Genomic DNA, 11,559 nt, shown 5'->3' with positions numbered 1-11,559 from the left:
GAAATCGCGCATCCGCATCTGAACCATATCGACGCCGGACCAGACAATCTGGCCCTTGGTCGCCAGCGCTGCGCCGGAATGCAGCTGGTGCGACTTGCCGCGCATGGCTTTCAGCCGCTCGCGCGCCGCGTCCAGAGAGCTGGCCTTGGAGACCAGGCCGCCGTCAAAGGCCAGGGTCTGATCCGAGCCCAGCACCCAGGCGGTTTCGTCGTCGCGCGAGACGGCCAGGGCCTTGGCTTCCGCGAGACGAACGGCGAGGGCGGCGGCGTCCAGGTCGGTCGAAACGGCCTTGATGGCGTCCTCGTCCACAGCGGCGACGCGCACCTCAAAGGCGACGCCGGCGTTTTCCAGCATGGCACGGCGGGCCGAGCTCTTGGATGCCAGAATGAGAGCTTCGGATTTCACCACGTCGTCCCGATCTTGTGGTTGCGATGTTCGCTCAGCAGATTGGTGATCGCCGCCGCCGTCTCCTCCACCGAGCGGCGGGTCACGTCGATGGTGGGCCAGCCGCGCCGCTCGAAGGCCCGGCGCGCTTTGATCGTCTCGTCGCGCACGGCGTCCTGATCGGTGTAGTTCGACGATTGGCTGGCGTTCAGATTGTCGATGCGGTTGCGCCGGATTTGAACCAGTCGATCCGGCGACACGGTCAGGCCGATCACCAAGGGGTTCTTCAGCTTGGTCAGCCGCTCGCCGTCCTCCTGACCCGGCACCAGGGGCACGTTGGCCGCCCTGATGCCCCGGTGGGCCAGATAGATGCAGGTGGGGGTCTTGGATGTCCGGCTGACCCCGCACAGAACGACGTCGGCGCCCTCCAGCTGATCCAGAGAGCCTTGGCCGTCGTCGTAGGCCATGGCGAAGTCCAGCGCCGCGATCCGGTTGAAATAGTCGTGGTCCAGCGCGTGTTGGGCGCCGACGCGGGTGGACAGGGCCGCGCCGAGATAGCGCGACATGGCCCCGACCAGCGGATCCAGCGCGCCGATCTGGGGCATGTCCAGGCGACGGCAGCCCTCTTCCAGCTGTTCGCGCAGATCGCGGTCGACCAGGGTGTGGAGAACGACGCCCGGCGCGGACTCCACCTCCTGCAGCACCCGTTCCATCTGCTTTGCCGATCGCACCAGGGAATAGATGTGCTCGATCGGAATGACGCCATCGAAGCGCGCGGTCACCGCCTTGGCCATGGCGTTCAAGGTCTCGCCGGTGGAGTCTGACACCAGGTGAACGTGGAAATAGGTGGCCAGACGGGCCGGTCCCGAGGGTCTCGCAGGGCTCATGAGACTGTCTGTCTCCCTGTTGAAAGTTGGGGGACGGCGTTGGACCGTCGGGGCGCCGTTTTTCTTAGCCGCTGATCGATCCGCCCGCGAGCGGGGATGATGGTGGATCGCATCGGTCGTCCGCCGCCGGATCATCCCAAGGCGGAAAACCGAATTTCCAACCGCTGTGGAAAATCCTAATGAAAGGTTAACGGCGCTTAACCGCGTTCACAGCCGCAAGTCCCCGCAAACCCTTGCCCGTTAAGGTTTCGTTAGGGATTGTCCACCGGCGGGATCAGCCGTTTCGACATCCCCGTTAACGACACGCCAGGCGTGGATATCCGCTTTTGTTCCGCCGCCTCCGATCGAGTCGTCCCCGCCATTCCACCGCCCTACCTGCCACTTCGAATCTTTTAATTCTTAATCTGATTAGGGATTGAGAGCGGGGGGCTGTGACCTTAATCCTCCGGGATGACCGATCAGACCCAGAATGCCGATCCGACACCCTTGGTGCTCCGGGCTCTCCGCGGGGAGACGTTGGAGCGTCCGCCGGTGTGGTTCATGCGCCAGGCCGGTCGGTATCTGCCGGAATATCGCAAGCTGAGGGCCGAGGCGCCCGACTTCATCGCCTTCTGTCTGAACCCCGAAATGGCCGCCGAGGCGACGCTTCAGCCCATGCGCCGGTTCGGCTTCGATGCGGCAATCGTCTTCGCCGACATCCTGCTGATCCCGCGCGCCTTGGGCCAGGACGTCTGGTTCGAGACGGGGGAGGGGCCGCGTCTGGGCGAAATGCCGATCCCGGGTCGGATGGCCGAGCTCGCCCCGGCGGCGGGCGAGCATCTGTCGGCGGTGGGTGAGACCCTGTCGATCGTGCGCGCGGCCCTGGAGCCGGAACGCGCCCTGATCGGCTTCGCAGGCGCGCCCTGGACAGTGGCGACCTATATGCTGGACGGCCAGGCGCGCACCATCGGCAAGGGCGAACGCGCCCAGGCACGCACTTATGCCTATGCCGATCCTGAACGGGTCGACGAGACGCTGGAGGTTCTGGTCGAGGCCACGGCTCGGTATTTGAAGATGCAGGCCGACGCCGGCGCCCAGGTTCTGAAGATCTTCGAGAGCTGGGCCGAGGGGCTACCGGACGACCTGTTTGAAAGATTGGTCCTGAAGCCCCACCAGGCGCTTGTGAAGCGCACGCGGGAGCTGGGTGTCACCGTACCCCTCATCGGCTTCCCACGGGGCTCTGCGGCGCTCGCAGAGCAGTATGCCGAGGCGGTCGAGGTCGACGCCGTCGCCCTGGACACCGCCTGCCCGCTCGAGGTCGGCAAACGCGTGCAGCAGATCAAGCCGATCCAGGGGGCGCTCGACCCGCTGTTGCTGCGCGCCGGCGGCGATCTGCTGGATCGACGCGTCGATCAGTTGATGGAGGCCTGGGGGCAGGGACCCTGGCTGTTCAACCTGGGCCACGGCATCCTGCCGGATGTGCCGATCGACCATGTAGAACAGGTTCTGAGACGGATCGGCGCCCAATGAGCGATGCGAACCCCGGCCGCCGCATTGCGGTGGTGCTGTTCAATCTGGGCGGGCCGGACGTTCAGGCTTCGGTCAAGCCGTTCCTGTTCAACCTGTTCAACGACCCAGCCATCATCGGCCTTCCGGGGATCTTCCGCACGCCTCTGGCCAAACTAATCTCCAGCCGGCGCGAAACCAGCGCCCAGGCCAACTACGCCCTGATGGGCGGGGGATCCCCGCTGCTGCCCGAAACCCGTCGCCAAGCCGAGGCGCTGGAGGCGGTGCTTGGCGCGCGGCTGGGCGGCGATGACGTCAAGGTCTTCATCGCCATGCGCTACTGGCACCCGTTGACCGAAGAGACGGCGGCCGAGGTCGCCGCCTTCGGACCCGACGAGGTCATACTGCTGCCGCTCTATCCGCAGTTTTCGACCACGACGACGGAATCCTCGCTGAAGGCTTGGAACGCCGCCTATGCCGGCCCGGGCGTCAGCCGGGCCGTCTGCTGCTATCCGGCCGCGACAGGTTGGGTTGAGGCCCAGGCCAAGGCGATCGGCGAGAAGCTGGACGAGGCGGTGGGTCAGCCGGTGCGGGTGCTGTTCTCCGCCCACGGCATCCCCGAGAAGCTGGTGAACGGCAAGGGCGATCCCTATCAGGAGCAGATCGAGACGACCGTCGCCGCCGTGGTCGCCGCCATCGAGGCGCAGCGCGGGCCGATCGACCACGCCATCTGCTACCAAAGCCGCGTGGGGCCGATGAAATGGTTGGGCCCCTCGACGCCCGAGGCCATCGAGAATGCGGCCAGCGACGGCGTCGGCGTGGTCGTCACCCCCATCGCCTTCGTCTCGGAGCATATCGAGACCCTGGTCGAGCTGGATATCGAATACGGCGAACTGGCCCATGAAAAAGGGGCCAGTCCGTATTTGCGGGCGCCGGCGGTCGGGATCGAGCCGCTTTTCATTGACGCCTTGGCCGACGCAGCCGTGAGCGCATTGTCGCACAAGGGCGTCGCGCCGTTCGGCCAGGGGTGCAAGGCGGACTGGAAGGCCTGTCCGCATCGCAAGGGAAGGCAGGCGGCATGAACCCCTATGATCTCGCACGCGGGCTGCACATTCTGGCGGTGATCGCCTGGATGGCGGGTCTTCTGTTCCTGCCCCGGCTCTACGCCTATGACGCCGAACAGAACGCCAAGCCCGAACCGCTGAAAAGCGAGATGCAGACGCTGTTGCGCCTGTGGCAAACGCGGCTGCTGCGCATCATCCTGAACCCGGCGATGATCCTGGCCTGGGTCTTCGGTCTGTGGCTCATCCACATCGACGTCTCGGCGCGCGGCGCCGCCTTCCTGGGCGAGCCGTGGATGGTCGCCAAGCTGGCTGGTGTCGTCCTGCTCAGCGGCTGGCACGGCTTCCTGGCGGCCCAAAGAAAGAAGATCGCCGCCGGCACGTCGAAATATTCAGGCAAGTTCTGGCGCATGACGAATGAGGTTCCGTTCGTCCTGGCCATCGTCATGGTGCTGTCGGTGACGACGGAGTGGACGTTCCGGTAAGCGGCTCCGCTTGACCTGACCCGCCGCCTGTGGTTCCGCTGGCGGCGAACCGTTCGGCGTCCTGCGCCGGCGGTCCCTCTCTTTCGTGACGCCTGCAGGCCTTGGAGCCAGCGGGAGCCCGTCGCACCTCCCTTCGGCCTACCGGCCAGACATTTTCAGAGACCCGCGCCGCAGCCGTCTGGCCGTGTGCGCCCGCGAGCCTGCATCATGACCGACGTCCGCGACACCAATCCCGACACCCCCGAGAACGAAGGCGTGGAGGTTGAAGCCCCCACCCATCACGGCGCTGCGCATGAAGCGGGCGAGGCGGCGGGCGCCGATTCTGGCGTGGACACGACGGCGGATGACGAAGAGGACGGCGAGCCCGTCGTCGCCAACGGCCGCATCACGCTCGCCGAGCTGAACGAGAAGACCCCGGCCGACCTGGTCGCCTTCGCTGAACAGCTGGAGGTCGAGAACGCCTCGAACCTGCGCAAACAGGATTTGCTGTTCGCCATCCTGAAGGCCCTCGCCGACGAAGAAGTCGAGATCATTGCGGACGGCGTGCTGGAAATCCTGCCGGACGGGTTCGGCTTCCTGCGCAGCTCGGACGCCAACTATCTGCCGGGGCCGGACGACGTCTATGTCTCGCCGTCGCAGATCCGCCGCTTCGGCCTGCGTTCGGGCGACACCGTCCATGGGGCCGTGCGGGCGCCGCGCGAAGGCGAACGCTATTTCGCCCTGCTCAAGGTCGACACGATCAATCTGGAAGACCCCGAAGCGGTCAAGACGAAGGTCCTGTTCGACAACCTGACGCCGCTCTATCCCGAAGAGCGACTGCACATGGAAATCCAGGATCCGACGCTGAAGGATCGCTCGGGTCGGGTCATCGATATCGTCGCGCCCTTGGGCAAGGGCCAACGCTGCCTGATTGTGGCGCCGCCGCGCGTGGGTAAGACGGTGATGTTGCAGAACATCGCCAAGTCGATCGAGCGGAACCACCCGGAAGTCTTCCTGATCGTCCTGCTGATAGACGAACGCCCTGAAGAAGTGACGGACATGCAGCGCACCGTGAAGGGCGAGGTCGTCGCCTCGACCTTCGACGAGCCCGCGACCCGCCACGTCGCCGTCGCCGAAATGGTGATCGAAAAGGCCAAGCGTCTGGTCGAGCACAAGAAGGACGTGGTGATCCTGCTTGACTCCATCACGCGTCTGGGTCGGGCCTACAACGCCACCGTTCCCTCGTCGGGCAAGGTGCTGACGGGCGGTGTGGACGCCAACGCCCTGCAACGGCCCAAGCGCTTCTTCGGCGCCGCGCGTAATGTGGAGCAGGGCGGTTCGCTGACGATCATCGCCACGGCCCTGATCGACACCGGCAGCCGAATGGACGAGGTGATCTTCGAAGAGTTCAAGGGCACCGGCAACTCGGAAATCGTGCTGGACCGCAAGGTCGCCGACAAGCGCATCTTCCCGGCCATCGACGTGCTGAAGTCCGGCACTCGCAAGGAAGATCTGATCACGCCGAAGGATCAGTTGGCCAAGACCTATGTCCTGCGCCGCATCCTGAACCCGATGGGGCCGCAGGATGCGATCGAGTTCCTGCTCGACAAACTACGTCAGTCGAAGAACAACTCGGACTTCTTCCAGTCGATGAACACCTGATCCGTCATCCTCAAGCAGCCACGCGCCGCGCGCGTGGCTTAGAGTAGGAATGGCGTTTCACGTGAAACAGGAGACCGCGCGATGAAGGTCAATGTGGAAGTCGAGTGCACACCGGCGGAGGCGCGCGCCTTTCTCGGTCTGCCGGACGTGACGCCGCTGAACGATGCCATGGTCGCGGAGATGCAGAAGCGGATGGAGGCCAATGTCACCGCCATGCAGCCCGAGGAGCTGATGAAGACCTGGACCAGCTTCGGCCTGCAGGCTCAGGACCAGTTCCGTCGTCTGATGGAAGCGGCGGTGAAGTGAGCACGCGCTCGCTTCGGAGCCGCTCGGTCTGAGTCGATGATCGACACCATCTTCGCCTTGGCGACACCGCCCGGCCGAGGCGCCATCGCGGTTCTCCGTTTGTCGGGCCCCGGCGTCGGGGCCGCCTTGACGGCGCTGGGCGCAACCCGCTTGAAGCCGCGCATGGCGTCGGTGCGCGATCTCAGCCATGCCGGCGATCACATCGATCAGGCGCTCGTCCTGCGTTTTGTGGCGCCCAACAGTTACACGGGAGAGGACTCGGCCGAGCTGCATCTTCACGGCGGTCGTGCCGTTGTCGAGGCCGCCAGCAGGGCCTTGATTTCATTGGGTTTGCGCCCGGCCGACCCCGGCGAGTTCACACGCCGCGCATTTCAGAACGGCCGCATGGATCTGGCGCAGGCCGAGGCGGTCGCCGATCTGATCGATGCGGAAACCAGCGCCCAGGCCAAACAGGCCTTGGGGCAGTTGGACGGCAAGCTCAGCGAAACCTATGCCGGGTTCCGTCGTGACCTTCTTCACGCCTTGGCCTTGGTCGAGGCCGAGATCGATTTCCCCGATGAAGAGGTGCCGGACAATCTGGCCCGTACGGCGGGGCCGGTACTAGACCGACTCGGCGCCGACCTGCGACGTGCGATCGATACGGGGCGACGTGGCGAACGGGTGAGGGACGGCTATCGCATTGTCCTGATCGGGGAGACGAACGCCGGCAAGTCGTCGCTGTTCAATGCGCTGGTTGCGCGCGAAGCGGCCATCGTGACGCCGATCGCCGGCACCACGCGCGATGTGCTGGATGCGGATCTGGTGATCGGCGGCTATGCCGTGACCTTGTCGGATACGGCCGGCTTAAGAGATAGCGATGACTTGGTCGAGGCCGAGGGCGTACGGCGGGCTCGGTTGCGCGCCGAACTCGCCGACTTGCGTCTCTGGGTCCGCGCGCCTGGTGACCCTGACGGGGTGGCTGCGGCCTACGTCAAGGATGGCGATCTGATCGTGGCGACCAAGTCCGACCTTGGCGTCAGTTTAGCACGCGGCGGCCATGAGACTCTGGCGGTCAGCACCACCACTGGCGATGGCTTGGCCGAGCTTCGGGACTGGATTGCTGCCCGTCTTGCGCAAGATTTGTCAGGCGCTGACTTCCCAGCTGTGACCCAGGAACGGCATCGGCTGCGTTTGCTTGAGGCGCTGGAACGCGTCGATGCCGCGCGCGTTGCGCTCGATGTCGCGCCGGAAATGGCTGGCGATGATCTGAGACGGGCTGCCGACGCTCTGGCACGTGTTACAGGTGCGATCGGTGTCGAGGACATTTTGGGCGAAGTCTTCTCGACCTTTTGCATCGGAAAGTAGGTCTAGCCATACCAGCATTGCACGTGAAACAGAGCCGGTTCTCGGTTCGATCCGATTGGCCCACCTCTGGTGATCACACGCGTTTTGGCTTATGTGGCGGCGATGAATTCTCCCTGTGATCTCTTGTTCGACGTCGTCGTTATCGGCGGCGGCCATGCCGGCTGTGAAGCGGCGGCGGCTTCTGCGCGAGCCGGCGCCAACACGGTTCTGCTGACGCAGAAGCTGGAGACGATTGGCGAGATGTCGTGCAACCCGGCCATCGGAGGGCTGGGGAAGGGCCATCTGGTTCGCGAGATCGACGCCATGGACGGCGTCATGGGACGGTTGGCCGATTTGTCCGGCATCCAATTCCGCCTTCTGAATCGATCCAAGGGCGCCGCGGTTCGGGGGCCGCGCAGCCAGATCGACCGCCGCTTCTATCGCGAGGCCATGCAGGCCGAACTGAAGGTCACGCCCAACCTGACCCTGATGGCAGGGACGGCCGAACGGCTTATCCTTGAAGGCGAACGCGTGGTCGGCGTCGTGACCGGCGCGGGAGAGACGGTTCGTGGCGGGGCGGTCGTCCTGACGACCGGCACCTTCCTGAACGGGGTCATCCATCGCGGCGACGAGCGCATCCCAGCGGGCCGGCATGGTGAGGAGGCCTCGACGGGTCTGGCCGCCGATCTTTATGCCGCCAGCCTGATGATGGGACGTCTGAAGACAGGGACGCCCGCACGTCTGGACGGGCGGACGATCGCCTGGGACCGTCTGGAAATGCAGCAGGCGGACGAGGCGCCGTCAGCCTTTTCCTTCCTGACAGACCGGATCGACGTACCCCAGATCGCCTGTGGCGTGACCCACACGACGGAGGAGACCCATCGGATCATCGCTGAGAATCTTGGCGAGAGCGCCGTCTATGGCGGCAAACTGTCGGGCCGGGGGCCGCGGTATTGTCCGTCGATCGAGGACAAGGTCGTTCGGTTCGCCGACAAGACGAGCCATCAGATTTTCCTTGAGCCGGAAGGCCTGGACGATCCCACGGTGTATCCGAATGGGATCTCGACCTCGGTATCGGAGCCGACACAGCTCGCTTTCTTGCGTACCATTCCGGGCTTGGAAGCAGTTGAGGTCTTCCGCTACGGCTACGCCATCGAATACGACTACGTCGATCCGCGCGAGCTGACCGCGGCGCTCGAGGTGAAGAAGCGTCCCGGACTGTATTTGGCCGGACAGATCAACGGCACCACGGGCTATGAGGAGGCTGCGGCTCAGGGGCTGATGGCGGGGCTGAACGCGGCGCGATCGGCGGCGGGGCAGGAGCTGGTGATCCTGGGGCGTGATCAGGCCTATATCGGCGTGATGATCGACGATCTGGTGACGCGCGGCGTTACCGAACCGTATCGGATGTTCACCAGCCGGGCGGAATATCGGCTGACGCTGCGAGCCGACAACGCCGACCTTCGGCTGACGCCGCTTGCGATCGAGCTTGGCATTGTCGGCGAAAAACGACGTGTTCGTTTTGAATCCAAGTCCTCCGCGCTTGCAGCAGCGAGCGCTGTTTCACGTGAAACACTTTTCACGCCTAACGAAGCCGGCGCGCTTGGCATTTCTGTCAATGCTGACGGTCGGCGAAGGTCGATGCGCGAACTGCTCGCCTTCCCCGATGTGACTTTGGATCGGTTCGTTTCAGCAGTACCGATCATCGCCGATTGGACCGACGACGTTCGCGAGCAGGTTCAAATCGACGCCGCCTACGCCAACTATCTGGATCGACAGTCGCAGGATGCGGATGCGCTGAAGGCGGAGGAGGGGCTGATGCTCCCGACCGATCTCGACTACGGCGCCGTTGGCGGTCTGTCGAACGAGGTGAAGGAAAAGCTGGCGCGCGTCCAACCGCGCACCTTGGGCCAGGCCGGTCGGATCGAGGGCATGACGCCTGGCGCTTTGACCGCGCTCTTGGCCTATGTGAAGCGCGCGCCCAAGGCCTCGGTCGCGGCTTAATGTTGGAGGCTGAACAACAGGCGTTCCGTGCACGCGCCAACGCGTCAGCGGAACAGATCGCCGACCTCGAGGCCTTTCGGTTGCGGTTGGTCGAGGCCAATGCGGTGATGAATCTGGTCGGTCCAGACAGTCTGCCGGACTTCTGGAATCGCCATGTCTGGGACAGCGCGCAACTGCTTGATCTCGCGCCGGATGCGAAGACCTGGGCGGATCTGGGGGCAGGGGCCGGCTTTCCCGGACTGGTGCTTTCCATCATGCTGAAGGGGCGGGAAGGGGCGCATGTCTGGCTGATCGACAGCCTGGCCAAGCGCTGCCGGTTTCTTCAAGAGGTGGTGGATGCGCTGTCCTTGCCGGCGACGGTCATCGTCGGCCGGGCTGAGGCGCAGTCTGTGACGTGTGACATCGTCACCGCCCGCGCCGTCGCGCCGATGGAGAAACTGCTGGGTTATGCACAGCCCTACTTCCAAAGGGGTGCACAAGGTCTGTTCCTGAAGGGCGAACGTGCCGAATCCGAGTTGATCGAAGCGCGCAAATCCTGGCATTTCGAGGCTGAACTGGCCCCGTCGCAAAGCGACGTGCGCGGCCGCATTGTGACAATCCGGAGCCTCCGCCGTGCCCGCTCAACGCGCTAGAAAGCCCGCCCGCGTCCTCGCCGTTTCAAACCAGAAGGGCGGGGTCGGCAAGACGACGACGGCGATCAATCTCGGCACCGCTCTGGCCGCCATCGGTGAGCGCGTGCTGATCGTGGATATGGACCCGCAGGGCAATGCCTCAACGGGCCTGGGTGTTCCACGTGAAACACGGCGTGTCACGATCTATGATGTCGTCGTTGACCAGCGCTCCATCGCGGATGCCTCGGTGCAGACAACTGTGCCGGGTTTGTGGATCGTCCCGGCTGACGCGGACATGTCGGGCGTTGAGATCGAACTGAGCCAGGCTGATCGCCGGTCCTATCGGCTGCGTGATGCTCTTCGCGCGCACGACGATGGCCCTACCGCGTATGACTATGTGCTTATCGACTGCCCGCCGTCGCTGAACCTGCTGACGCTGAACGCGATGGCGGCGGCGGATGCAGTGTTGGTGCCGCTGCAATGCGAGTTCTTCGCCCTGGAAGGTTTGAGCCAGCTGATGCGCACCATCGACATGGTCAAGCACAGCCTCAACCCGTCGCTGGAAATCCAGGGCCTGGTCCTGACGATGTTCGATCGTCGTAGCGCCCTGTCGGGTCAGGTGGCCAACGACGTGCGCGCTCACTTCGGCGACAAGGTCTATGAGAGCGTGATCCCGCGTAACGTGCGCGTCGCCGAGGCGCCGTCGTTCGGCAAGCCGGCGCTGATCTATGACCTGAAGTGCGCGGGCAGCCAGGCCTATCTGCGGCTGGCCAAGGAAGTGGTGAAGCGCGAACGCCAGCGCCTGAAGCTGGCCGCCTAAGTTTTAATAGAACGGAACAGTATCTTGGCTGAACGACAAAGAGGTCTGGGCCGCGGCCTGTCGGCGTTGATGGGACAGGACGCCGAGGCGCCGGTCGCATCCGACGCGCCCGTGCCCGCCGGTGTGCAACGCGTACCGATCGAAAGCCTGAAGCCCAATCCGGACCAGCCGCGCAAGACCTTCCGCCAAGAAGATCTGGAGGAACTGACCGCGTCGATCCGCGACAAGGGGGTTCTGCAGCCGATTTTGGTGCGGACCCAACCGGGTGAGGAGGGCGTCTGGCAGATTATCGCCGGCGAACGCCGCTGGCGCGCGTCGCAGGCGGCGCGCCTGACCGAGGTGCCGATCGTGGTCCACGAGATGGACGACGTCGAGGTGTTCGAAGTCGCGATCGTCGAGAACGTCCAGCGCGCGGATCTGAACCCTCTGGAAGAGGCCGAGGCGTACCGCGTTCTGATGGAGCGCTTCGGGCGGACGCAGGATGCGGTGGCGGGCGTGGTCGGCAAGAGCCGCAGCCATGTGGCCAACACCATGCGCCTGCTGCAACTGCCT

12 protein-coding genes are annotated in these 11,559 nt (G+C 64.7%); 10 read left to right on the top strand and 2 right to left on the bottom strand.

Translation table 11 applies throughout. From position 1 onward, the window contains the following. Window positions 1-405 (bottom strand): Maf family protein (locus tag RT123_RS13825; RefSeq protein ID WP_313009716.1); only part of this gene is annotated, 405 nt, incomplete at its 3' end. Beyond that, the gene (locus RT123_RS13820; RefSeq protein WP_055809600.1) at window positions 402-1,271 is read right to left on the bottom strand and encodes a pyruvate, water dikinase regulatory protein; all 870 of its coding nucleotides are present in this window, start codon (window positions 1,269-1,271) and stop codon (window positions 402-404) included. The genes RT123_RS13820 and RT123_RS13825, both read right to left, overlap by 4 nt. A gap of 450 nt (window positions 1,272-1,721) precedes the next feature. Between RT123_RS13820 and hemE the strand changes: the two genes are divergently transcribed. From hemE to RT123_RS13770, 10 genes are all read left to right on the top strand, one after another. Then, a complete protein-coding gene (gene hemE, locus RT123_RS13815) occupies window positions 1,722-2,780 on the top strand; it encodes a uroporphyrinogen decarboxylase (protein ID WP_066627124.1) in 1,059 nt (352 codons plus the stop codon). After that, entirely contained in the window at window positions 2,777-3,838 is a 1,062-nt protein-coding gene (hemH, locus tag RT123_RS13810; protein WP_313009714.1) for a ferrochelatase, read from the top strand. Before hemE ends, hemH begins: the two co-directional genes overlap by 4 nt. Further along, window positions 3,835-4,302: a CopD family protein gene (locus tag RT123_RS13805; RefSeq protein WP_313009713.1), complete on the top strand. Its 468-nt coding sequence runs from the start codon at window positions 3,835-3,837 to the stop codon at window positions 4,300-4,302. The genes hemH and RT123_RS13805 overlap by 4 nt, the downstream gene beginning before the upstream one ends. A gap of 207 nt (window positions 4,303-4,509) precedes the next feature. Next, on the top strand, window positions 4,510-5,943 hold the full coding sequence (gene rho, locus RT123_RS13800; RefSeq protein ID WP_055755074.1) for a transcription termination factor Rho: 1,434 nt from the start codon (window positions 4,510-4,512) through the stop codon (window positions 5,941-5,943). 81 nt (window positions 5,944-6,024) lie between these two features. Then, a complete protein-coding gene (locus tag RT123_RS13795; protein WP_313009712.1) occupies window positions 6,025-6,249 on the top strand; it encodes a DUF6489 family protein in 225 nt (74 codons plus the stop codon). 36 nt (window positions 6,250-6,285) lie between these two features. After that, on the top strand, window positions 6,286-7,593 hold the full coding sequence (gene mnmE / locus RT123_RS13790) for a tRNA uridine-5-carboxymethylaminomethyl(34) synthesis GTPase MnmE (RefSeq protein ID WP_313009709.1): 1,308 nt from the start codon (window positions 6,286-6,288) through the stop codon (window positions 7,591-7,593). Between the two features lie 102 nt (window positions 7,594-7,695). Then, the gene (gene mnmG / locus RT123_RS13785) at window positions 7,696-9,576 is read left to right on the top strand and encodes a tRNA uridine-5-carboxymethylaminomethyl(34) synthesis enzyme MnmG (protein WP_313009707.1); all 1,881 of its coding nucleotides are present in this window, start codon (window positions 7,696-7,698) and stop codon (window positions 9,574-9,576) included. Next, the gene (gene rsmG / locus RT123_RS13780; RefSeq protein ID WP_313009706.1) at window positions 9,576-10,208 is read left to right on the top strand and encodes a 16S rRNA (guanine(527)-N(7))-methyltransferase RsmG; all 633 of its coding nucleotides are present in this window, start codon (window positions 9,576-9,578) and stop codon (window positions 10,206-10,208) included. The genes mnmG and rsmG overlap by 1 nt, the downstream gene beginning before the upstream one ends. Beyond that, window positions 10,189-11,007 carry a ParA family protein gene (locus RT123_RS13775; RefSeq protein ID WP_039246649.1) on the top strand — a complete coding sequence of 273 codons (819 nt, stop codon included), beginning with the start codon at window positions 10,189-10,191 and terminating at the stop codon, window positions 11,005-11,007. The genes rsmG and RT123_RS13775 overlap by 20 nt, the downstream gene beginning before the upstream one ends. Window positions 11,008-11,031: 24 nt before the next feature. Next, a partial coding sequence (locus RT123_RS13770) for a ParB/RepB/Spo0J family partition protein (RefSeq protein ID WP_313009705.1) occupies window positions 11,032-11,559 on the top strand: 528 nt, incomplete at its 3' end.

Source organism: Brevundimonas vesicularis (assembly GCF_032067225.1).
Lineage (GTDB): Bacteria > Pseudomonadota > Alphaproteobacteria > Caulobacterales > Caulobacteraceae > Brevundimonas > Brevundimonas vesicularis_F.
Note: the sequence above shows the minus strand (reverse complement) of the source record. Positions and strands in the feature narration are given on the sequence as shown.